Origin of the sequence: Citrobacter sp. RHBSTW-00859, from assembly GCF_013729795.1 — a bacterium.
Taxonomy (GTDB): domain Bacteria; phylum Pseudomonadota; class Gammaproteobacteria; order Enterobacterales; family Enterobacteriaceae; genus Citrobacter; species Citrobacter braakii.
In genome coordinates, this window is sequence record NZ_CP056284.1 from 135,224 (window position 1) to 157,574 (window position 22,351).

Below are 22,351 nucleotides of genomic sequence, written 5' to 3' on the forward strand. Positions count from 1 at the left end.
GTTGTTATATGTATAAAATGCTGTTGTATTAGCTTGTCTATACATTTGGCAGGTGGATAAAAAGTTGTCAAATATATTGGTTGTAAATGTTAACTAGTCGTTATTTTTGGATAAAAAATGGTCGGGCTGAAAACAGACCGACCATTCAGAAAATGGGGTTTACGGGGATGTTGTTACGCTGCGCTACCCTGGACCAGAGGTGCCAGCGCGGCAGGCAGGCTCTTACCCAGTTCCTGTACCAGCGAATCACGGCTGATTTCGCTAATCGACTTCGCACCGGTCAGGGTCATCGCCACCTTCATCTCTTTCTCGATCAGGTTCAGCAGATTCGCCACACCGGCCTGGCCGTGGGTCGCCAGCGCGTACAGATAAGCACGCCCCAGCAGCACGCTATCCGCGCCCAGCGCTATCATGCGTACAACGTCCAGACCATTGCGGATCCCGCTATCAGCCAGAATGGTAATATCGCCTTTCACCGCATCGGCAATGGCGGGCAGCGCACGAGCTGAAGACAGCACGCCATCTAACTGACGGCCACCGTGGTTAGAGACAACGATACCATCCGCGCCAAAGCGTACGGCGTCGCGGGCATCTTCAGGGTCGAGGATCCCTTTGATCACCATCGGACCATCCCAGAATTCACGGATCCACTCGAGGTCTTTCCAGGAAATCGACGGATCGAAGTTATTCGCCAGCCAGCCGATGTAATCTTCAAGGCCGGTGGGTTTGCCCAGATAAGTCGAAATATTGCCTAAATCATGCGGGCGACCGTTCAGACCAACGTCCCATGCCCACTGTGGATGAGTGACTGCTTGCCAGTAGCGGCGCAGTGCCGCATTTGGGCCGCTCATACCGGAATGGGCATCACGGTAGCGTGCGCCAGGCGTTGGCATATCGACGGTAAAGACCAGCGTGGAGCAACCCGCCGCTTTGGCGCGCTCCAGTGCGTTACGCATAAAACCGCGATCGCGCAGAACATACAGCTGGAACCACATCGGACGCTTGATGGTCGGGGCGACTTCTTCAATCGGACATACGGACACTGTGGAAAGCGTAAACGGAATGCCTTTGGCATCAGCGGCGGCGGCGGCCTGAACCTCGCCCCGGCGTGCGTACATGCCGCACAAACCGACAGGCGCGAGGGCTACCGGCATGGAGAGTGTTTCGTTGAACAGCTTGGTTTCCAGGCTCAGGTCAGACATATTCTTCAGTACGCGCTGGCGCAGCGCCACCTCTGACAGGTCTGCCACGTTACGGCGCAAGGTGTGCTCGGCATACGCCCCGCCGTCAATATAGTGAAACAAGAAGGGGGGCAGGATGCGCTGGGCTGCGGCGCGATAGTCGCTGGCTGCTGAAATAATCATGTGTTGTTCTCCCTGCTATTCTCACCAGGATCACCGGGCAGGCGAGTAATACGCGCCTGCCGGGCCTGATCTTCATCAAATCGTTTAATTGTGGTGTGGACAAAACTGAGGTGCGCCATCATGGCCTTACGCGCCCCGTCGGCATCCCCGGCAACAATGGCGTCCAGCACGGCCTGATGCTGCGCCGTCAGTTGAGAAAATACCGGCGGTACCAGGTACATACGTTGGCGGCTCTGTTTTACCGAAGACTGCAGGACGTCGAAGAAACCGCGCATGGTCTGCAACAGCACCACGTTGTGCGAGGCTTCCGCAATGGCGAGATGAAAACGAACGTCAGCCTGCGAGGCGAGATCCGGATCTTCGCTTTGCGTGGCCTCGAAACAGAGCCTGATTTTCTCTTTATCCGCGGCGGTGGCCCGCATGGCAGCGTGCCAGGCGGTACTGGCTTCGATGGCGTGGCGGGCCTCCAGAATATCGAAACTGTAATCAGGATCGTCCGCCAGTAGGGTTTTCAGCGGCTGAACGATGTTTTGTTCAGACCAGGCCTCATGCTGCCAGCGGATAAACGTCCCGCCGCCACGACGGCTAATCAGTACGCCTTCACTGACCAGCTTTGCTAACGCCTCGCGCAGCGAGTTACGCGATACGCCGAGCTGTACGGCCAGTTGGCGCTCAGCGGGCAACTTCATGCCCGCCTCCAGCTGTTGTTCTTCAATCAGCGCCCGCACACGAGATGCGACTTCGTCTGACAGGCGTCTGGGCATCACTATCATGGAATCATCCAGGTTAAGACATAGGCCTGCAGCGTGGTAATCACACCCACCATGCAGGTGAAAATCAGGCTGTGTTTCACGGTAAAGCGAAACAGGTCAGACTCTTTCCCCACTAATCCCACTGCCGCACAGGCGATAGCGATAGATTGCGGCGAGATCATCTTGCCGGTCACGCCGCCAGTGGTATTTGCCGCAACCATCAGCACATCCGAAACGCCGATTTGCTGAGCAGCCGTAGCCTGCAGGGCGGCAAACAGTGCGTTTGATGAGGTGTCGGACCCGGTCAGAAATACCCCCAGCCAGCCGAGGAACGGTGAGAAGAAGGTAAACGCGCTGCCGGTGTGTGCCAGGGCCAACGCCAGGGTTGATGAAAGCCCGGAGTAGTTTGAGATAAACGCAAATGCCAGCACCATTCCGATGGAGTAAATAGGTAACGCCAGATCTTTCAGCGTGCTGCCAAAAGTCTGCAGCGCTGCGGACGGCTTCATCTTCAACCAGACGATAGACAGCAGGGCGGCAAACAAAATCGCGGTACCGGTTGCGGAGAACCAGTCAAATTTATACACCGCCGCGTAGGCTGTGGCTTCATGTACGACCGGCGGCATACGGGCAACCAGCTTATCGAGGTACGGAACCGGAATATTGACCACCCAGTGGTACATCGCGCCGCCTGGCGCAAACAGCGCTTTAAACGGCGGTACGCTCCACAGCGTGACGGTGGCGGTCAGGAACAGGAACGGAGACCAGGCGCGGACCACCTGTCCAGCGGTATAGTGGGTGCGAGCCAGCGTCTGATCGACCTGTGAAGCGCCCATATCGCCAAAGCGGAAGATGCGTACTGGCTGCCAGCGTTTCAGGAACAGCGTCAGGCAGACCAGCGAAACCAGAGACGAGATAATGTCTGGCAGTTCTGGCCCGATAAAGTTAGAGCTGAGGTACTGCGCGATAGCAAACGAGCCGCCAGCGACCATCACCGCAGGCCAGGTCTCTTTTACGCCGCGCCAGCCATCCATAATCGCCATAATCCAGAACAACACGATAATGGTCAGGAACGGTAACTGACGGCCCACCATCTGACCAATCTCGAAGCTATCCAGCCCGGTAACCTGACCGGCAACCAGAATCGGAATGCCCATTGCGCCAAAAGCGACCGGAGCGGTGTTTACGATCAGGCACAAACCTGCCGCGTACAGAGGATTAAAGCCCAGACCAACCAGCAGTGCAGCGGTAATCGCTACCGGAGCGCCAAATCCTGCCGCCCCTTCGAGGAATGCCCCAAAGGAGAAACCGACAATCAGCATTTGCAGACGTTGGTCCGGGGTAATCGAGAGTATTGAGGAGCGGATGATGTCGAACTGCCCGGTTTTCACCGAGATTTTATAGACGAATACCGCGGCGATAATGATCCAGGCAATTGGCCACAGACCATAGAAGAAGCCGTATACCACGGAAGCCAGAGCGTGATCGACTGGCATTTTGTAAAACAGCAGGGCGACCGTCAGAGCGATCACCACCGTCCATGACGCCGCAACATAGCCTTTCAGCTTGAGCTTAATCAGGGCGAAGAAAAAGAACAGGATAGGGAGCGATGCGATCAGACTGGAAAGCCAGATGTTACCGGCCGGGTCGTAGTTCTGTTGCCAGAGATTCATTGCAGGTCTCCTGGGGGCCGCCGACATAATGGAATGAGTCTGTGCTCATCTCCTGGTCACATTATGTGTAAAAGTGGCCCTGCCAATATTGTTGTGTAGGGGTAATGACAATGAATGGTTAATCAAATGTTATTTATTGGCAACGGTATTGTACGCACATTTTAATGAAATGTGAGGTGCTGGTAGGATCTGGCTAAAATTGGTAGGGCCAATTGCGAGGGGAAGGGAAGGACCGGGCAAGCGAATGTTGCCCGGTGGGAGATCAGAACTCGCTCTTCGCGAAGCCCGTCATCTCTTTCAGGCCCATTTCACGGCCAAGCTCGGTCATCGGGTGAACGACGATCAGGCCGCGCACGCTCTTCTTCAGCTTGCCCATGTCGGCCTGTTCTTTTTTGGTGATAGCACGACGGAAAGGAAGTTTCGCCAGCTTTTGCGCTTCTTTGCTCAGCTTATGGCCGTGGACGTCACGCAGACGCGCGATCTCGGTTTCCAGCGTTTCTTTCTCTTGCTCCAGCTCGGCATATTTGTCGGCGGCTTCAACCAGGGACAGGTCTGCCTGCTGGTGGCGGATAGCGTCCAGACGATCGCTCAGGCGTTTAATTTCGTTTTTTTCGACTTCTTTCATAGGATAGCTTCTGATAAAAATAGGATGAATATCCTATAGTATGCGCGCAGAGCGGGATTATTCACAACTAATCGCAGATAAATAATCAAATGTTGCAAGTATTATTCAGCTAATGAAAATACTACTATTTTGATTAATAAGGAATTTTAAGTGATAAGGTCGGCCGTGGTGCTTTTTATTGACGGGTTCATAGTGAAGCACGTTTTCCTCAATATAATCGCCCAACCGATCCTAAACTTAAATGAGCAACCGCGCAGGCTGAGCGCGGTTAATACATGGAGGAGGGAAGATTATGGCGAAAATAGGTGAGAACGTTTCGGCCCTTATTGATAAGACGGTCGATTTTATGGCTTCAAGCCAGGCTTTTCGCGAATATCTGAATAAAACACCACCGCGCAACGTTGTCCCTACTGAAATACCGCAGGAGAATGCGCAGCTGTATCTGCAACGTCTGGCGTATTATCGGCAGCTGTATCGACCGCAGCAGGAAGAGAAGTAAGCCTGCAGGGTCTTATTTTTGAAAGGCTTTTTTTAAGCTGATTTTAGAAATCAGCTCGGTCAGGGAAAGTACCATCGTGGAGCGTACCATCTGCTGGTAGCGCTGAATCTGCATTGCGTGCAAACCTGAGTCTGAGGTATCAAACTGCGGTGGCGGCGGGAGTGCCGTCACGCAGTGGAGTTCGCCAAACGGGCCAAGAATTTCGTCGTCGGTGAACGCGTATTCATTACCGTCATGGTTTAACTCTTCCCGCAGCGCCATCAGAAGCTCCGCATCTTCATACTCCGGCCGGCTGAGTACGCCCAGACCGTAAATTAGCTTCAGACGAACGGAAAGATCGCCCAGCGGACCGTCGCCGTCGAGCAGGGGTTCTACGGCATATTTTACCGCATAGTCATCTTTGCGAAATACCTGAAGCACAAGGATATTCACCGCTTCGGTGAGCAGTTCTACGGCGGTGATGAGGAAGCTGCGTACGGTTTTGCCAGCATTCAGACGCTCAAGCACACGATTTTCAAAGGCCTGCGTTTGTTCCATTATTGCCTGCATATCTGACAATCTGTCATTTGGGCGCAGGCTGACCTGCGCCACATTCTCTATCATTTGGTTGCGTTATATGCGTTAACCGCCTCCGCCACCACATCACTGTTGGCATCCAGACCGGAAACCTGTGCCAGCGCGGCCTGTGGACCTTTTTCGTCAATCAGCGCGGCCAGTTCCTGGGCCTGCGGATCTTCTTCACTGCGATAGTGCATCGCTGCAGCAATACCGGTGACCAGATTCGCGTGCGGCAGGCCATACTCCAGCGTGCCCAGCAGCGGTTTAATCAGACGGTCGCCCGCGCTCAGTTTACGCAGCGGCTGACGACCCACGCGCTCAACGTCATCTTTCAGATACGGGTTTTCAAAGCGACCGAGGATTTTCTGAATGTATGCCGCATGTTTTGCTGCATCAAAGCCATAGCGTTTGATCAGTACCGCGCCGCTCTCTTCCATCGCACCTTTTACCACTGCACGGATTTTCTCGTCGAGAATCGCGTCCCGGATGGTCTGATGACCGGTCAATTTTCCGAGGTACGCGGTTATAGCATGCCCGGTGTTCAGCGTGAAGAGTTTACGTTCGACAAATGCCATCAGGTTATCAGTTAATTCCATTCCCGGGATGTCAGGCAGTTCGCCTTTGAACTGTGTTTTGTCGACAATCCACTCACTGAAGGTTTCGACGGTGACTTCCAGCGGATCGTTGGTCGCAGAAGCCGAAGGGGGAACAATGCGGTCCACGGCGGAATCGACGAAGCCAACATGTTCTTCAACCCAGGATTTGTCTTCATCTGCCAGCGCGTTCATAACGTGGCCTTTCAACTGGGTGGTTCCGCGCACCATGTTTTCACAGGCGATAATATTCAGCGGAGTGGCGATGCCCTGCGCTTTGCGTTTAACCAGCCCTTTGGCGATGGCCGGAGCGATACGCTCAAGCACAACCGGACCGACGGCGGTAGTGACTAAATCTACGTGGGCAATCAGGTCGACAACATCATCGCCGATGCTGCTTACGGCGTTGACGCCGGAAACGGTATCAACCTGCTCGTTTTCACCCACCACATGAACCTGATAGCTATGACGGGCATTCAGGGCATCGAGCACGACCTGGTTTACATCCGCGAACGTCAGTTGTATCCCCGCGTCCGCCAGCAGTTTGCCGATAAAGCCACGACCGATATTACCTGCGCCAAAATGTAATGCTTTCATAGTATTAACCTTCATTAATGTTTTTACCCAAGAGGGCTGGGGTGAGGCGTTTCCCTCAACCTAACCCTCTCCACAAGGGAGAGGATATCGCCTTCATATTTCGAACTGCAGATGCGTTGGCTCTCCTCGCTCACCCCAGTCACGTACTTATGTACGCTCCTGGGGATTCGCTGCGTTGCCGCCTTTCTGCAGCTCGAACTATTTTGGAGATACTTAATGGTTAAGCTTTTTTACCAGCCAGCAGTTCCAGAACTTCATCCACGCTGGTGGTATGGGCCAGACGTTCGATCACGGATTCGTCATCCAGAGCGTTGGTCAGGCTGGTGATCACCTGGATATGTTCATTGTTACGTGCGGCGATACCAATGACCAGGCGGGCAATGTCGTCTTCTTCTTCACCGAAGCGCACGCCTTCTGGGTACTGGCAGAACACCACGCCGGTTTTCAGCACGCGGTCTTTGGCTTCAACCGTACCGTGCGGCACTGCGATGGACTCACCGAGGTAAGTCGGGGTCAGTTTTTCGCGGTCCAGCATCGCCTCGACGTATTCTGGCTCAACGTAGCCGCCTTTCACCAGTTGCTCACCGGCAAAGCGAATCGCTTCTTCTTTGTTAGTGGCTTTACGGCCGAGGAAGATATTCTCCGCACCCAGTTTGAACAGGTGGGTATCACCCTCTTCAAAGCTGTCTTTCAGGTGATCGCGGACTTTCTCTTCGTTCACGTTGTGGCGCTGTGCAGCAACCAGACGTTCGGTCAGGCTGGCGTACAGGCCGCTGTCGAGGAAGTTGGTCAGCGAAATGTGCTGCGCCTGAGGCACCTGGCGCATCGCTCGTTCGGTCAGGTCACGGTGAGTAATGACCAGATCGACATCCGGCGGCAGATTGTTAATCGCGCTGTTGGTGACGGAAATGTGAGACAGACCGGCATCCTGCACTTTCTTGCGCAGTACGCCCGCCCCCATGGCGCTGGAGCCCATACCCGCATCGCAGGCAACGATGATTTTACGCACATGGCTCAGGTCGTTAGTCACGTCGCCAGCCGCCAGCGGAGATGCACCTTTGGATTCCGCTTTCATGTCGTGCATACGACGAGTTGCGGCATCAATGTCATCATCTTCTTTCACTTTGCTGGTTTTCAGCAGAATGGCTGAGACGACAAAGGAGACAGCCATTGCGGCACAAATAGCAGCGATGTTCGCGAAGTAAGCCCCCTTCGGCGTCATTGCCAGCACGGCCAGGATAGAACCCGGAGAAGCCGGAGAAACCAGGCCGCCGTTCAGGATAGTCAGGGTAAATACGCCAGTCATACCGCCGAGGATAACGGCCAGGATCAGACGCGGGTTCATCAACACGTACGGGAAGTAAATTTCGTGGATACCACCCAGGAAGTGGATGATAGCCGCGCCGCCTGCAGACTGCTTAGCGCTGCCGCGACCGAAGAACATGTATGCCAGCAGAACGCCCATACCCGGACCCGGGTTAGCTTCAATCAGGAAGAAGATGGATTTGCCCATCTCGTGGGACTGCTGAATACCCAGCGGTGAGAAAATACCGTGGTTGATGGCGTTGTTGAGGAACAGGATTTTCGCCGGTTCAACGAAGATAGACGCCAGCGGCAGCATGTCATGGACAACCATGAAGTTAACGCCTGCCGCCAGGATTTTGGACAGTGCTTCAACCAATGGGCCAATGCCAAGGAATGCCAGAATGGCGAGGATCATCCCGATGATGCCTGCGGAGAAGTTATTCACCAGCATCTCAAAACCGGACTTGATCTTACCGTCTACCCAGTTGTCGAAATGTTTGATAGCCCAGCCGCCCAGCGGACCTGCGATCATCGCGCCGAGGAACATTGGCATATCGGCACCGACGATAACGCCCATGGTGGTGATAGCACCCACCACGCCGCCACGCTCGCCGCCAACCAGCTTACCACCGGTATAACCGATCAGCAGCGGCAGCAGATAGGTGATCATTGGGCCGACAAGCTTCGCCAGCGTTTCGTTCGGCAACCACCCTGTCGGAATGAACAATGCGGTGATAATACCCCACGCGATAAACGCGCCGATATTTGGCATCACCATGTTACTGAGGAATCGACCAAAGCTTTGCACTTTGATCTTAATATCGGATGACATAAAAACACCCCTTCTTATGTTTGCTGTCGCGCAGGCTAAAAGCCCGAGGTTTGTTAATGTAGCGGCAGGAGGTAGCCGGACCCTGTAGATACTGCGAAATCTGGCACTGAATCGTTCAACTGTCCAGTCGACGGCTTTTTATGTGACGTTTGTCACGTAAATATAGGGTGTGTGGCGTTAGTTAATGTGATTTTCATCACAAAATATCGGTACAAAAAAACATCACAGGTCAAGAATTGGCTAAAAATGGGCGTTAAGTGTGAAGTTGTTCACGTTTTTGCTTTGGCTGTTTGTTGGATATTTGTGATCTACTTCGCAATAAATATTTGTCTGGATTTCTCCTGGTGTGATCTGGAGCGGATTCTGTTTCATCACCTATTTCTTGCAACTACCCCGCAAGCCATCAACCTGAAAATTTATACCCTGGTGGTATGGCGGAAATGACTAACTGCAATTATGTTCAAATTACCAGCCATGACTCCTTTCGGCTGCCTGCAATTGAAAGCTCTGATTAGCGTGAATACGAGGCGGGTATGTTTCTAAACTATTTCGCGTTAGGTGTGCTGATCTTCGTTTTTCTGGTTCTGTTTTACGGAATCATCGCCATCCATGATATTCCCTATAACATGGCTAAGAAGCGCAACCATCCCCATGCCGATGCCATCCATACGGCGGGTTGGGTGAGCTTATTTACGCTGCATGTTATTTGGCCCTTCCTGTGGATCTGGGCCACGCTCTATCAGCCAGAACGAGGCTGGGGAATGCAGTCCCACATCACGCCGTCCGGGAAGGAACCTGACCCTGAAATTGCCGCGCTGGCCGCGCGCATCACCCAGTTGGAAAATAGACTGGATGGGGACAAAAAAAACGATAACTCCACCTTTCCGGAGATTTGATCATGGACTTGTTGATTGTCCTAACTTATGTGGCATTCGCCTGGGCCATTTTTAAAATATTCCGTATTCCGGTAAATCAATGGACGCTTGCTACCGCCGCATTAGGTGGGGTGTTTATTGTGGCGGGACTCATTTTATTAATGAACTATAACCACCCGTATACCTTTACGGCGCAAAAGGCGGTTATTTCAATTCCTGTTACCCCACAGGTCACCGGAATTGTTAGTGAAGTGACAGATAAAAATAATCAGCTGATTAAAAAAGGCGAGGTGTTATTTAAACTCGATCCCGTTCGTTATCAGGCGCGGGTCGACAGGCTGCAGGCCGACCTGGTGACCGCTACGCACAACATCGACAATATGAAAGCGCAGCTGTCTGAAGCCGTAGCCAATACCACCCGCGTTTCCGCTGAACGAGATCGCCTGTATAAAGATTATCAACGCTATTTGAAGGGTAGTCAGGCGAAGGTTAATCCATTCTCTGAAAGCGACATCGACAATGCCCGGCAAAACTACCTGGCGCAGGATGCGCTGGTCAAAGGCTCCGTTGCCGAACAGACGCAGATTCAGAGCCAGTTAGACAGTATGGTCAATGGAGAGCAATCTCAGGTTGCGTCTCTGCGCGCCCAGCTCGCTGAAGCCAAATACAATCTTGAGCAGACTATCGTACGTGCGCCCAGCAACGGTTATGTAACACAGGTGCTTATCCGGCCCGGGACCTATGCCGCCGCGCTGCCTCTGCGCCCGGTGATGGTATTTATTCCGGAACAAAAACGGCAAATCGTGGCGCAATTCCGCCAGAATTCGTTGCTGCGCCTTAAACCGGGTGATGAAGCGGAAGTGGTCTTCAACGCGCTGCCAGGCCAGGTATTCTCCGGCAAGCTTACCAGCATTCTGCCGGTTGTTCCGGGCGGTTCTTATCAGGCGCAGGGAGCATTACAGTCCTTAACGGTGGTGCCGGGTACCGATGGCGTGCTGGCCACGATTGAGCTGGCTCCCAATGCCGATGTGGATGCGCTGCCGGACGGTATCTATGCCCAGGTGGCGGTCTATTCCGACCATTTCGCTCACGTTTCAGTGATGCGAAAAGTGCTGCTGCGCATGACCAGTTGGATGCATTACCTTTATTTGGATCATTGAGACCGTCATCACCTGCCATTTGCACTGACCTGAGCCATACTGATATTTTTGTTGGCAAAAAGGACCCGGCATGAAACTCATTGGCAGCTATACCAGCCCTTTTGTGCGTAAAATTTCTATTCTGTTACTGGAAAAGGGCATCACTTTCGAATTTGTGAATGAACTCCCCTATAACGCAGATAGCGGCGTGGCACGCTATAACCCGTTAGGAAAAGTGCCCGCGTTGGTTACCGATGAGGGCGAGTACTGGTTTGACTCTCCGATCATCGCGGAATACATAGAACTGCTGGATATTGCGCCAGCGATGCTGCCGCGTGAACCACTGGCGGCGCTGAAGGTACGCCAGTTGGAAGCGCTGGCCGATGGCATTATGGATGCCGGTTTAGTCTCGGTACGCGAACAGGCTCGCCCCGCCGCGCAGCAGTCAGAAACCGAACTGTTACGCCAGCGAGAGAAGATTACCCGTAGTCTGGATATGCTGGAAGGTTATCTGGCGGAGGGTACGCTGAAAACGGATACGGTTAACCTGGCAACCATTGCGATTGCCTGTGCCGTCGGTTATCTCAATTTCCGTCGGGTTGCGCCCGGCTGGTGTGTTGATCGCCCGCGTCTGGTCAAACTGGTGGAAACGCTCTTTCAACGCGAAAGTTTTGCCCGTACGGAACCGCCAAAGGCTTGATACACATTATACTCGCCTGAGCAAAGTCACGGTACAATCCTTCCTATATCGATATCCCTCTCCACGGTGGAGAGGGCCACCAACAGCCAGGCCCTTTCATGACAACCGACATGCGTTCACTCTACAGCCAGCTTCCTGCTATCGATCGTTTATTGCGCGATAGCGCCTTCCCAGCTTTACGTGAGTCTCACGGTCATACCCGGGTGGTTGACCTGCTGCGTCACATGCTCGACGAAGCCAGAGAAGCTATTCGCGACACGCATGCGCTCCCGGCATGGTGTGAGGACTGGGCGCAAGAGGCCTGCGCCCGACTGGAACGAGAATCGCAAAGTGCGCTGCGTCCGGTGATTAACCTGACCGGAACGGTGCTGCATACCAATCTTGGTCGCGCATCGCAGGCCGAAGAAGCGATCGAGGCGGTGGTGCAGGCGATGCGCACGCCGGTGACGCTGGAATACAGCCTGGATGATGCCGGGCGTGGACATCGGGATCGGGCCCTGGCGGATTTACTCTGCCGTCTGACGGGGGCGGAAGACGCCTGTATCGTCAATAACAATGCGGCAGCGGTTTTGCTGATGCTGGCGGCCACGGCTAACGGCAAAGAGGTGGTCGTTTCACGCGGAGAACTGGTAGAAATTGGCGGCGCATTTCGTATTCCGGACGTGATGTGTCAGGCCGGATGTATTCTGCGCGAAGTGGGTACCACCAACCGGACCCACACGAAAGATTATCGTCAGGCGGTAAATGAAAACACCGGTCTGCTGATGAAAGTGCATACCAGTAATTACAGTATCGAAGGCTTTACGAAGTCGGTGGATGAGGCAGAGCTGGCCACTATTGGCAAGGAGCTGGATGTTCCGGTAGTGGCGGATCTCGGCAGCGGCTCGCTGGTCGATCTCAGCCAGTATGGATTACCGCAGGAGCCGATGCCGCAACAGCTGATTGCCGCAGGCGTCAGCCTGGTGAGCTTCTCTGGCGATAAATTACTGGGAGGGCCGCAGGCAGGGATTATTGTCGGTAAAAAAGAGATGATCGCGCGCTTACAGAGCCATCCGCTGAAACGTGCATTACGGGCTGATAAAATGACGCTGGCTGCGCTGGAAGCGACGCTGCGGCTCTACCTGCACCCGGAAGCGCTGGCAGCGAAGTTGCCGACGTTACGCCAGCTCACCCGCTCGCAGGAGGCTGTCCACGCGCAGGCACAACAATTACAGGCACGGCTTGCTGATCATTACGGCGACGAATTCGCCCTGAACGTTATGCCTTGTTTATCGCAGATAGGCAGCGGTTCGCTACCTGTTGATAGGCTGCCCAGCGCGGCATTAACCTTTACGCCACATGACGGGCGCGGTAGCCGCCTCGAAGCACTGGCCGCCCGTTGGCGTGCGCTGCCCGTGCCGATCATTGGGCGAATTTATGATGGTCGCTTATGGCTGGATCTGCGCTGCCTTGAGGACGAGACCCGGTTTATGGAGATGATGCTGAAATGATTATTGCAACCGCCGGACACGTTGACCACGGAAAAACAACGTTATTACAGGCGATTACCGGCGTGAATGCCGACCGTTTGCCGGAAGAAAAAAAGCGCGGCATGACCATCGATCTCGGTTATGCCTACTGGCCGCAGCCGGACGGAAGGATTCTGGGATTTATCGATGTTCCCGGACACGAAAAGTTTTTGTCCAACATGCTGGCGGGTGTCGGCGGGATCGACCATGCGCTGCTGGTGGTGGCGTGTGATGACGGCGTGATGGCGCAAACGCGTGAGCATTTGCAAATTCTGCAACTGACGGGCAACCCGCAGATCACCGTGGCGCTCACGAAAGCCGATCGCGTGGATGACGATCGCATCAACGCGGTACGTACTGAGGTGCATACTGCGCTTGAGAACTATGGATTCGCCGATGCGGTTCTGTTCGTGACGGCTGCCAGTGAAGGTCGTGGAATCGAAGAACTGCGCGATCATTTACAGCAATTAACGTCGCGCGAGCATGCCCGCGATTGCAGCTTTCGCCTGGCGATTGACCGTGCCTTTACGGTCAAAGGCGCGGGTCTGGTGGTGACCGGGACGGCGCTTAGCGGTGAGGTGACTGTTGGTGACACGCTGTGGCTCACGGGCGTCAACAAACCGATGCGCGTACGTAGCTTGCATGCGCAAAATCAGGCCACCGAACGCGCGCAGGCGGGGCAACGTATTGCGCTGAATATTGCTGGTGATGCACAAAAAGAAGAGCTTAACCGCGGCGACTGGCTGCTGTCCGATGCACCGCCAGAGGCGTTTACCCGCGTGATTGTCTCTTTAGAGCATGCCGCGCCGCTGATGCAGTGGCAACCGCTGCATATTCACCACGCGGCCAGCCATGTCACCGGGAGAATCTCGCTGCTTGAAGGGACGCTGGCGGAACTGGTGTTTGATACACCGCTCTGGCTCGCCGATAACGACCGTCTGGTGCTACGCGATATCTCGGCCCGTACGACGCTGGCTGGCGCGCGCGTGGTAACGCTCAATCCGCCGCGTCGCGGGAAGCGTAAGCCGGAATATTTGCAGTGGTTGGCAGCGCTGGAGAAGGTGCAGAGTGACGGCGAAGCTCTGGCGCTACATCTGACGCGCGGGGCGGTGAATATTCCTGACTTCGCCTGGGCGCGTCAGCTCAACGGCAACGGTATGCGTCCGTTGATTGAGCTGCATGGCTTTATTCAGGCGGGATACAGTCTGTTGAATGCTGCCGTTGCAGCGCGCTGGCAGCGGAAAGTCCTTGATACGCTGGCAACGTACCACGAGCAGCACCGTGATGAACCAGGACCAGGGCGAGAACGCCTGCGCCGTATGGCTTTGCCGATGGAAGACGAAGCGTTGGTCCTGCTGCTGATTGAAAAGATGCGTGAGAGCGGCGCCATCCATAGCCATCATGGCTGGCTGCATTTGCCGGATCATAAGGCCGGTTTCAGCGAAGAGCAGCAGGCTATCTGGCAAAAAGCAGAACCGCTTTTTGGCGATGAGCCGTGGTGGGTGCGTGATTTGGCAAAACAGACGGGCACAGATGAGCAGATGATGCGTGTGGCGTTACGACAAGCAGCGCAGCAAGGCATCATCACCGCGATCGTCAAAGATCGCTATTACCGTAACGATCGGATTGTGGCCTTTGCCAATATGATCCGCGAACTGGATCAGGAGAAAGGATCGACTTGTGCTGCCGATTTCCGCGACAGGCTTAACGTTGGACGCAAATTGGCTATCCAGATTCTGGAATATTTTGACCGCATTGGTTTTACGCGTCGCCGGGGAAATGATCATTTATTACGCGATGCTTTGTTGTTTCCCGAAAAGTAATGAAACAATTAATTCAGGAATTAAATGAATTAATACAAAATAAAAATTGATTGAAATAAGCACATTAGATTATGAACCTAATGTGCTTTTTAATTGTGGGTGTTATTAAAATAACAACCACGATCATATTTTGTTGGATATTTCACTCGTATGCTTCCTGACTCTTTAGAGTAATTAAGGATCGTACAATGGCTGCTTCAACATTTTTTATTCCTTCCGTGAATGTAATTGGCGCTGATTCATTAAAAGACGCGATGAATACAATGGCGGAATATGGTTTTCGTCGTACGCTGATTGTCACGGATGCCATGCTGACAAAATTAGGTATGGCTGGCGATATTCAAAAAGCATTACAGGAACGTGATATTTTCAGCGTAATTTTCGACGGTACGCATCCTAATCCCACGACCAGTAACGTTGCTGCTGGCCTGCATATACTGAAAGAAAATGAATGTGATAGCGTTATTTCCCTCGGCGGCGGTTCTCCGCACGATTGTGCGAAGGGCATTGCGCTGGTGGCGGCTAACGGCGGCGATATTCGCGATTACGAAGGTGTGGACCGTTCTGCAAAACCACAGCTGCCGATGATCGCCATTAACACCACCGCGGGCACGGCATCTGAAATGACCCGTTTCTGCATCATTACCGATGAAGTACGCCACATTAAAATGGCGATTGTGGATAAGCACGTTACGCCGCTGCTGTCCGTTAATGACTCCTCGCTGATGCTCGGCATGCCGAAGTCCCTGACAGCGGCAACCGGTATGGATGCGCTGACCCACGCCATTGAAGCCTACGTGTCTATTGCTGCAACGCCGATTACCGATGCGTGCGCGTTGAAAGCGGTCACCATGATTGCGGAAAACCTGCCGGTCGCCGTTGCAGATGGCAGCAATGCTCAGGCGCGCGAAGCCATGGCTTACGCGCAGTTCCTCGCGGGAATGGCCTTTAACAACGCTTCTCTTGGTTATGTGCACGCAATGGCGCACCAGTTGGGCGGCTTCTACGATCTGCCGCACGGTGTATGTAACGCAGTGCTGCTGCCGCATGTGCAGGTCTTCAATAGCAAAGTGGCTGCCGCTCGCCTGCGTGATTGCGCTGCGGCAATGGGCGTGGACGTTGCTGGCTTGAGCGCAGAGCAAGGGGCGGAAGCCTGCATCGCGGCGATCCGCGAACTGGCGCAGAAAGTGAATATCCCGGCCGGTCTGCGTGAGTTGAACGTGAAGGAAGAGGATATTGCCGTACTGGCGACCAATGCCCTGAAAGATGCCTGCGGTTTCACTAACCCGATTCAGGCGACTCATGAAGAAATCATGGCGATTTATCGCGCTGCTATGTAATTCGTGATACCTGTCGTAAAGCAGTAAATGGCTGGCGAATAATTCGCCAGCCCCGTCTACCCTTGTAGTACCCCTACAGCAAGGAGACGGTCATGACCAATAACCCCCCTTCAACGCGTATTTATCCCGGCGAGTATGGTTACCCTCTGAAGTTAAAAGCCCGATACGATAACTTTATCGGCGGTGACTGGGTTGCCCCGGTGGACGGCGAGTATTACCAAAACCTGACGCCGGTAACCGGGCAATTACTGTGCGAAGTGGCCTCTTCCGGCAAAAAGGATATCGATCTGGCACTGGATGCCGCGCACAAAGTAAAAGACAAGTGGGCGCAGACATCCGTGCAGGACAGGGCGGCGATACTGTTCAAAATCGCCGATCGTATGGAGCAAAACCTGGAACTGCTGGCGACGGCAGAAACCTGGGATAACGGTAAGCCCATCCGCGAAACCAGCGCGGCAGATGTTCCGCTGGCGATTGACCATTTCCGCTACTTCGCTTCCTGTATTCGTGCGCAGGAAGGGGGAATAAGCGAGGTTGATAGCGAGACCGTGGCTTATCACTTCCATGAACCTCTTGGCGTGGTAGGACAAATTATCCCGTGGAACTTCCCGCTGCTGATGGCCAGCTGGAAGATGGCGCCCGCGCTGGCGGCGGGTAACTGCGTCGTGCTTAAACCCGCGCGCCTCACGCCGCTGTCCGTGCTGTTGCTGATGGAAGTCATCGGCGATCTGCTCCCGCCAGGCGTGGTAAACGTGGTAAACGGTGCGGGTGGGGAAATCGGTGAGTATCTGGCGACGTCTAAGCGCATTGCGAAAGTGGCGTTTACCGGCTCAACGGAAGTTGGGCAGCAGATCATGCAATACGCCACGCAGAACATTATTCCCGTCACGCTGGAGCTGGGTGGGAAATCGCCCAATATCTTCTTCGCTGATGTGATGGATGAAGAGGATGCGTTTTTTGACAAAGCGCTGGAAGGTTTCGCGCTGTTTGCCTTCAATCAGGGTGAAGTGTGTACCTGTCCGAGCCGTGCATTAGTACAGGAATCTATTTACGAACGTTTTATGGAAAGAGCTATCCGCCGGGTGGAGAGTATTCGCAGCGGCAACCCGTTAGACAGCGTGACGCAAATGGGTGCGCAGGTCTCGCATGGTCAACTGGAAACCATTTTGAATTACATCGATATTGGTAAGAAAGAAGGGGCTGATGTTCTCACCGGCGCGCGGCCCAAGCAACTGGATGGCGACTTAAAAGAAGGTTATTACCTCGAACCAACCATTCTGTTTGGCAAGAACAACATGCGGGTTTTCCAGGAAGAGATCTTCGGGCCCGTGCTGGCCGTCACGACCTTTAAAACTATGGAAGAGGCGCTGGAAATCGCCAATGACACCCAATATGGGCTTGGCGCTGGTGTCTGGAGCCGTAACGGAAATCTGGCGTACAAGATGGGCCGTGGGATTCAGGCGGGGCGTGTTTGGACCAACTGTTACCATGCTTACCCGGCCCATGCGGCATTCGGTGGCTATAAGCAGTCGGGTATCGGGCGCGAGACGCATAAGATGATGCTCGAGCATTATCAGCAAACCAAATGTCTGCTGGTGAGCTACTCAGATAAACCGCTGGGACTATTTTAATACAGTTTAAATAGGCAGTAGTAATACTGCCTATTCTCTATTAGTTATACAATGCAGCTGTGGCTTGCAATTCAGTGCTGAATTTGTAAATATCATCCAATGATTCAATTGGATGGCGAGTTTCATTTTTGTCTAGATCGAATATTCCAATGTATTTTTGATTACGATTAAAATGAAGTCGGCAAAGTGGTTTTCTATTATTGTCATCAATTAATATACCAAAATAACTTTTTGTATCTCTATGTATTATCCTTGGGGCATCGATTACTGTTCGCGTTATTGCTTTCACAATGTGAAATCCTTCAAGTTCGTCCATTGTTGTAATAATGTCATTCTCATCTTTTATAATGTTAGCGGGGGCGTCATTCTCGTTAATTGGATTTGTTGAATCTTGAACCTGAATTACATTACCACCAATGGCTGATTTTAATCTTTCATTTATCTGGGCGTTGATATATTGAGTCGCCGCTTTTTTAGTTAATAATGTAAATGTTTCTCTGACCTTCTGTGTTAACATACCTTCATATATTCTTGATGCGAAAAACTTTACGAAATCCTCTTCAGGATTGTTTAATTGATTATGAAGGTGTTTTTTTATCAAACTAACATACTTTAATTCTCCAGCAGCATTTAGTATTGATTCTAGGTCAAATGCAGATTTGGTTAATTTCTTAATTTCAGGGATGACCATTTCATCCAAATCAAGAAGGTTGATCTCGAGAAACGGTTTTTCATCCATTTTATTAGGGGCATCTAAGTCCGTGAAAAACTTATACTCCTGTCCATTCGTTAGTATTGAAATTCTGGCGTTAGTAACATGAAAGTAGCGGAAAAGTTGTGAGGCATGATGTATGTTGAGAGGTTCTCCAATTTTTTTGCACTCAATTAGAATTTGAACATCACCATTTTTCAGAATGGCATAATCTATTTTTTCGCCTTTCTTTGTACCTACGTCACATACGAATTCTGGAATAACTTCTGTAGGGTCAAAAACATCGTAGCCAAGTACATTATTAATAAATGGCATAACAAAAGCATTCTTTGTTGCTTCCTCAGTTTCAGTAGCGCTAGATTGTTGTTTTATTTTTGAAGCTAGTTGGTTTAGCTTTTCCATAAACTCAACGGACATAACAAACTCCTTTGTACCCATTTGTCATAAAAAACCAGATAAAGCATGATAGAAATGTAAGTAGTCCTATATTGAGTATCTTGCAAGAACATTAGTATCGAAAATTTGAAGCTCATCACGTTATTGGTAAAAATTCAGCTAAGGAAGGTGCGAATAAGCAGGTCATTTCTTCCCAAGCTGACTCGCTGATTAAAATTTCGCGGATCTGGGCCGATTTTTTTCCCGCAAACACATCGAATCAGCCTATTTAGGCTATTTTTTCCACCATTTCTGGCGTTATTTCCGGTTTTTACTGAGATCTCTCCCACTGACGTATCATTTGGTCCACCCGAAACAGGTTGGCCAGGGTGAATAACATCGCCAGTTGGTTATCGTTTTTCAGCAGCCCCTTGTATCTGGCTTTCACGAAGCCGAACTGCCGCTTGATGATGCGAAACGGGTGCTCCACCCTGGCACGGATGCTGGCTTTCATGTATTCGATGTTGATGGCCGTTTTGTTCTTGCGCGGATGCTGCTTCAAGGTTTTTACCCTGCCGGGACGCTCGGCGATCAGCCAGTCCACATCCACCTCGGCCAGCTCCTCGCGCTGTGGCGCTCCTTGGTAGCCGGCATCGGCTGAGACAAATTGCTCCTCTCCATGAAGCAGATTACCCAGCTGATTGAGGTCATGCTCGTTGGCCGCGGTGGTGACCAGGCTGTGGGTCAGGCCACTCTTGGCATCGACACCAATGTGGGCCTTCATGCCAAAGTGCCACTGATTGCCTTTCTTGGTCTGATGCATCTCCGGATCGCGTTGCTGCTCTTTGTTCTTGGTAGAGCTGGGTGCCTCAATGATGGTGGCATCCACCAAAGTGCCTTGGGTCATCATGACGCCTGCTTCGGCCAGCCAGCGATTGATGGTCTTGAACAATTGACGGGCCAGTTGATGCTGCTCGAGCAGGTGGCGGAAATTCATGATGGTGGTGCGATCCGGCAGGGCGCTATCCAGGGATAATCGGGCAAACAGGCGCATGGAGGCGATTTCGTACAGGGCATCTTCCATGGCACCGTCGCTCAGGTTGTACCAATGCTGCATGCAGTGAATACGCAGCATGGTCTCCAGCGGATAGGGCCGTCGGCCATTGCCCGCCTTGGGATAAAACGGCTCGATGACAGCGGTCATATTCTGCCATGGCAGAATCTGCTCCATGCGGGAGAGGAAAATCTCTTTTCGGGTCTGACGGCGCTTAGTGCTGAATTCACTATCGGCGAAGGTGAGTTGATGGCTCATGATGTCCCTCTGGGATGCGCTCCGGATGAATATGATGATCTCATATCAGGAACTTGTTCGCACCTTCCCTAAATATAAAATTCAATATCTTATTCTATTAATAAAAAATAAATCACGATTTATATAAATAGTAAAATTGTATTATCAAATGTTATGTTTATGGTTAAGCTATAGGCATGAATAAATAAATTTTGAAATGAGAAAAGTGATGTATAGTTATTTATCAATAAACAGTAAGTGAAGAGATTATCGAGCTCATCAAAAGAGTAAAAAGCAGCATTCATGACAAGGCAATGTAGTTAGAGTGCATACTGCTATTTTTAATTAACAAATATATAACAACATAAACTATTACATTACAAACGGGCCTTCACGCCTAGAGAACAAAAAATCGTGCAGTATGTCCGTGCAGTGGTGTTAGGGCTTGCTGGTCAGATATTAATGAACTTTATTCTATGAGAAATGTCGCCGCGCTATCAAGATTTAACTGTTATATATATAAACCCATATATCGTTATATAAATAAGACGATTGCATCCAATCTGGTCATTCCACTACTATTATCAACTCTATTGTGTAAATCAAATTGCAGCCGAATTTTTAATTTAAATCCCTGAGGCAAATATGTTCCTTAATTATTTTGCATTAGGAGTGCTTATTTTTGTATTCCTGGTCATTTTTTACGGGATTATTATTCTGCATGATATTCCCTATCTCATTGCAAAGAAACGTAACCATCCTCATGCTGACGCAATACATGTCGCGGGCTGGGTGAGTTTGTTTACCTTACATGTCATTTGGCCCTTTTTATGGATCTGGGCAACGCTTTATCGCCCGGAACGCGGGTGGGGCATGCAAAGCGCGGATTCTTCCCTGATCCAGTTGCAGGCCAGGGTTGCCGATCTGGAAAAGAAACTGGGTGAGGCGAAGACCTCTCCGGCGGAGTAATATCGATGGATTTATTGATCGTTCTGACCTATGTGGCGTGCGCATGGTCAATATTTAAGATTTTTAAAATTCCTGCCAATAAATGGACAGTACCCACTGCAGCATTGGGCGGTATATTCATTGTTTGCGGGCTTATATTACTGATGAATTATAACCATCCGTATACATTTAAGGCGCAAAAGGCAGTAATTTCTATTCCCGTAGTACCGCAGGTCACGGGGGTCGTGACGGAAGTGACGGATAAGAAGAATACGCTGATCAAAAAAGGTGAGGTACTGTTTAAACTTAATCCGGGACGTTATCAGGCACGAGTTGATCGCCTGAAAGCTGATATTGTCACCGCACAACATAAAGAGCAGGTGCTGGTGGCGCAGTTAGACGAAATGCAAGCCAACACGCAGCGGGCAAAGGCTACGCGTGACAAGCTAGCTAAAGATTACCAGCGTTATGCGCAGGGGAGTCAGGCGAAGGTCAATCCTTTTTCTGAACGCGATATCGATGCGGCGCGGCAAAACTATCTGGCGCAGGAAGCAGCGGTGAAATCCTCCGTTGCGGAACAACAGCAAATCCAGAGTCAGTTAGACAGCCTGGTGCAGGGTGAGAATTCGCAAATTGCCAGCCTGAAAGCGCAGTTAGCCGAAGCGGAGTTCAACCTGGACCAGACAGTGGTTCGCGCGCCCAGCGATGGTTACGTTACGCAGGTGCTGATGCGACCGGGAACCTATGCCGCCGCGCTGCCTATGCGTCCGGTGATGGTGTTTATCCCGGATCAAAAACGGCAAATTATCGCCCAGTTCCGGCAAAACTCGTTGCTGCGATTGGAGCCAGGCGATGAAGCTGAAGTGGTGTTTAACGCCCTGCCGGGTAAGGTTTTCAGCGGCAAACTGGCTGCCATCAGTCCGGCCGTACCGGGGGGGACATACCAGTCGAATGGGGCGCTGCAATCCTTAAATTCTACGCCTGGATCGGAAGGGGTGATCGCCACGATTGAGCTGAATGATAATGTGGATGTGAACGCTCTGCCTGATGGGATTTATGCGCAGGTCGCGGTTTATTCTGATCACTTCACCCATGTGTCAGTGATGCGTAAGGTTCTGCTGCGTATGACCAGTTGGGTGCATTATCTGTATCTCGATCACTAGGCGCAGGCTATTTTGCTTACCATTTTGAACCTGGTACCCTAATTTCGC

Annotated in this window: 19 protein-coding genes; 10 read left to right on the forward strand and 9 right to left on the reverse strand. The window is 51.9% G+C overall.

All coding sequences use genetic code 11. The features are described from left to right. Nucleotides 1-173 precede the first annotated feature (173 nt). The 4 genes from lldD to HV302_RS00695 all read right to left on the reverse strand — a co-directional run bounded on the left by lldD (nt 174) and on the right by HV302_RS00695 (nt 4,414). Nucleotides 174-1,364 carry an FMN-dependent L-lactate dehydrogenase LldD gene (gene lldD, locus HV302_RS00680; protein WP_016154962.1) on the reverse strand — a complete coding sequence of 397 codons (1,191 nt, stop codon included), beginning with the start codon at nt 1,362-1,364 and terminating at the stop codon, nt 174-176. Beyond that, nucleotides 1,361-2,137, reverse strand: coding sequence for a transcriptional regulator LldR (gene lldR / locus HV302_RS00685; RefSeq protein WP_003024170.1), 777 nt, complete (start codon nt 2,135-2,137; stop codon nt 1,361-1,363). Before lldR ends, lldD begins: the two co-directional genes overlap by 4 nt. Next, nucleotides 2,134-3,789, reverse strand: coding sequence for an L-lactate permease (lldP, locus tag HV302_RS00690; RefSeq protein WP_016154960.1), 1,656 nt, complete (start codon nt 3,787-3,789; stop codon nt 2,134-2,136). The genes lldR and lldP overlap by 4 nt, the downstream gene beginning before the upstream one ends. Nucleotides 3,790-4,051: 262 nt before the next feature. Beyond that, entirely contained in the window at nt 4,052-4,414 is a 363-nt protein-coding gene (locus tag HV302_RS00695; RefSeq protein WP_181626793.1) for a YibL family ribosome-associated protein, read from the reverse strand. Between the two features lie 292 nt (nt 4,415-4,706). Between HV302_RS00695 and HV302_RS00700 the strand changes: the two genes are divergently transcribed. After that, entirely contained in the window at nt 4,707-4,913 is a 207-nt protein-coding gene (locus tag HV302_RS00700; protein ID WP_016154958.1) for a hypothetical protein, read from the forward strand. 12 nt (nt 4,914-4,925) lie between these two features. Here the strand turns inward: HV302_RS00700 and mtlR are convergent, their stop codons facing one another. From mtlR to mtlA, 3 genes are all read right to left on the reverse strand, one after another. Further along, nucleotides 4,926-5,516 (reverse strand): mannitol operon repressor MtlR, encoded by a 591-nt coding sequence (mtlR, locus tag HV302_RS00705; RefSeq protein WP_005120486.1) that lies wholly within the window; start codon nt 5,514-5,516, stop codon nt 4,926-4,928. Continuing rightward, on the reverse strand, nt 5,513-6,661 hold the full coding sequence (mtlD, locus tag HV302_RS00710; protein ID WP_016154957.1) for a mannitol-1-phosphate 5-dehydrogenase: 1,149 nt from the start codon (nt 6,659-6,661) through the stop codon (nt 5,513-5,515). Before mtlD ends, mtlR begins: the two co-directional genes overlap by 4 nt. Before the next feature lie 220 nt (nt 6,662-6,881). Then, on the reverse strand, nt 6,882-8,798 hold the full coding sequence (mtlA, locus tag HV302_RS00715; protein WP_181626794.1) for a PTS mannitol transporter subunit IICBA: 1,917 nt from the start codon (nt 8,796-8,798) through the stop codon (nt 6,882-6,884). A gap of 533 nt (nt 8,799-9,331) precedes the next feature. Between mtlA and HV302_RS00720 the strand changes: the two genes are divergently transcribed. The 7 genes from HV302_RS00720 to aldB all read left to right on the forward strand — a co-directional run bounded on the left by HV302_RS00720 (nt 9,332) and on the right by aldB (nt 17,814). After that, nucleotides 9,332-9,694: a DUF3302 domain-containing protein gene (locus HV302_RS00720; RefSeq protein ID WP_103767001.1), complete on the forward strand. Its 363-nt coding sequence runs from the start codon at nt 9,332-9,334 to the stop codon at nt 9,692-9,694. Nucleotides 9,695-9,696: 2 nt separating this feature from the next. Beyond that, nucleotides 9,697-10,833 carry an HlyD family secretion protein gene (locus HV302_RS00725; RefSeq protein ID WP_016157740.1) on the forward strand — a complete coding sequence of 379 codons (1,137 nt, stop codon included), beginning with the start codon at nt 9,697-9,699 and terminating at the stop codon, nt 10,831-10,833. Between the two features lie 70 nt (nt 10,834-10,903). Beyond that, a complete protein-coding gene (locus HV302_RS00730; RefSeq protein ID WP_016157739.1) occupies nt 10,904-11,512 on the forward strand; it encodes a glutathione S-transferase in 609 nt (202 codons plus the stop codon). 98 nt (nt 11,513-11,610) lie between these two features. Then, entirely contained in the window at nt 11,611-13,002 is a 1,392-nt protein-coding gene (gene selA, locus HV302_RS00735) for an L-seryl-tRNA(Sec) selenium transferase (RefSeq protein ID WP_016154951.1), read from the forward strand. After that, nucleotides 12,999-14,843 (forward strand): selenocysteine-specific translation elongation factor, encoded by a 1,845-nt coding sequence (gene selB, locus HV302_RS00740; protein WP_181626795.1) that lies wholly within the window; start codon nt 12,999-13,001, stop codon nt 14,841-14,843. The genes selA and selB overlap by 4 nt, the downstream gene beginning before the upstream one ends. A 188-nt stretch (nt 14,844-15,031) precedes the next feature. Continuing rightward, complete coding sequence (gene yiaY / locus HV302_RS00745) at nt 15,032-16,183, forward strand: L-threonine dehydrogenase (protein WP_181626796.1); 1,152 nt, start codon at nt 15,032-15,034, stop codon at nt 16,181-16,183. 92 nt (nt 16,184-16,275) lie between these two features. Continuing rightward, nucleotides 16,276-17,814, forward strand: a complete 1,539-nt coding sequence (gene aldB / locus HV302_RS00750; protein WP_181626797.1) for an aldehyde dehydrogenase AldB — start codon at nt 16,276-16,278, stop codon at nt 17,812-17,814. 40 nt (nt 17,815-17,854) lie between these two features. On the opposite strand, the gene HV302_RS00755 is transcribed toward aldB, so the two are convergent. Both HV302_RS00755 and HV302_RS00760 read right to left on the reverse strand, forming a co-directional pair. Continuing rightward, a complete protein-coding gene (locus HV302_RS00755; RefSeq protein WP_181626798.1) occupies nt 17,855-18,943 on the reverse strand; it encodes a type I restriction endonuclease in 1,089 nt (362 codons plus the stop codon). Between the two features lie 289 nt (nt 18,944-19,232). Next, nucleotides 19,233-20,213, reverse strand: a complete 981-nt coding sequence (locus HV302_RS00760) for an IS5-like element ISKpn26 family transposase (protein WP_000019450.1) — start codon at nt 20,211-20,213, stop codon at nt 19,233-19,235. Between the two features lie 624 nt (nt 20,214-20,837). Between HV302_RS00760 and HV302_RS00765 the strand changes: the two genes are divergently transcribed. Further along, the gene (locus HV302_RS00765) at nt 20,838-21,161 is read left to right on the forward strand and encodes a DUF3302 domain-containing protein (protein ID WP_003024200.1); all 324 of its coding nucleotides are present in this window, start codon (nt 20,838-20,840) and stop codon (nt 21,159-21,161) included. A 5-nt stretch (nt 21,162-21,166) separates the two neighbouring features. Continuing rightward, nucleotides 21,167-22,303, forward strand: a complete 1,137-nt coding sequence (locus HV302_RS00770; RefSeq protein WP_016154946.1) for an HlyD family secretion protein — start codon at nt 21,167-21,169, stop codon at nt 22,301-22,303. Nucleotides 22,304-22,351 lie beyond the last annotated feature (48 nt).

Coding starts and splice junctions, on each gene's coding strand:
- lldD (WP_016154962.1), bottom strand. CDS start 1,364: ATGATTATTTCAGCAGCCAGCGACTATCGCGCCGCAGCCCAGCGCATC.
- lldR (WP_003024170.1), bottom strand. CDS start 2,137: ATGATAGTGATGCCCAGACGCCTGTCAGACGAAGTCGCATCTCGTGTG.
- lldP (WP_016154960.1), bottom strand. CDS start 3,789: ATGAATCTCTGGCAACAGAACTACGACCCGGCCGGTAACATCTGGCTT.
- HV302_RS00695 (WP_181626793.1), bottom strand. CDS start 4,414: ATGAAAGAAGTCGAAAAAAACGAAATTAAACGCCTGAGCGATCGTCTG.
- HV302_RS00700 (WP_016154958.1), top strand. CDS start 4,707: ATGGCGAAAATAGGTGAGAACGTTTCGGCCCTTATTGATAAGACGGTC.
- mtlR (WP_005120486.1), bottom strand. CDS start 5,516: ATGATAGAGAATGTGGCGCAGGTCAGCCTGCGCCCAAATGACAGATTG.
- mtlD (WP_016154957.1), bottom strand. CDS start 6,661: ATGAAAGCATTACATTTTGGCGCAGGTAATATCGGTCGTGGCTTTATC.
- mtlA (WP_181626794.1), bottom strand. CDS start 8,798: ATGTCATCCGATATTAAGATCAAAGTGCAAAGCTTTGGTCGATTCCTC.
- HV302_RS00720 (WP_103767001.1), top strand. CDS start 9,332: ATGTTTCTAAACTATTTCGCGTTAGGTGTGCTGATCTTCGTTTTTCTG.
- HV302_RS00725 (WP_016157740.1), top strand. CDS start 9,697: ATGGACTTGTTGATTGTCCTAACTTATGTGGCATTCGCCTGGGCCATT.
- HV302_RS00730 (WP_016157739.1), top strand. CDS start 10,904: ATGAAACTCATTGGCAGCTATACCAGCCCTTTTGTGCGTAAAATTTCT.
- selA (WP_016154951.1), top strand. CDS start 11,611: ATGACAACCGACATGCGTTCACTCTACAGCCAGCTTCCTGCTATCGAT.
- selB (WP_181626795.1), top strand. CDS start 12,999: ATGATTATTGCAACCGCCGGACACGTTGACCACGGAAAAACAACGTTA.
- yiaY (WP_181626796.1), top strand. CDS start 15,032: ATGGCTGCTTCAACATTTTTTATTCCTTCCGTGAATGTAATTGGCGCT.
- aldB (WP_181626797.1), top strand. CDS start 16,276: ATGACCAATAACCCCCCTTCAACGCGTATTTATCCCGGCGAGTATGGT.
- HV302_RS00755 (WP_181626798.1), bottom strand. CDS start 18,943: ATGTCCGTTGAGTTTATGGAAAAGCTAAACCAACTAGCTTCAAAAATA.
- HV302_RS00760 (WP_000019450.1), bottom strand. CDS start 20,213: ATGAGCCATCAACTCACCTTCGCCGATAGTGAATTCAGCACTAAGCGC.
- HV302_RS00765 (WP_003024200.1), top strand. CDS start 20,838: ATGTTCCTTAATTATTTTGCATTAGGAGTGCTTATTTTTGTATTCCTG.
- HV302_RS00770 (WP_016154946.1), top strand. CDS start 21,167: ATGGATTTATTGATCGTTCTGACCTATGTGGCGTGCGCATGGTCAATA.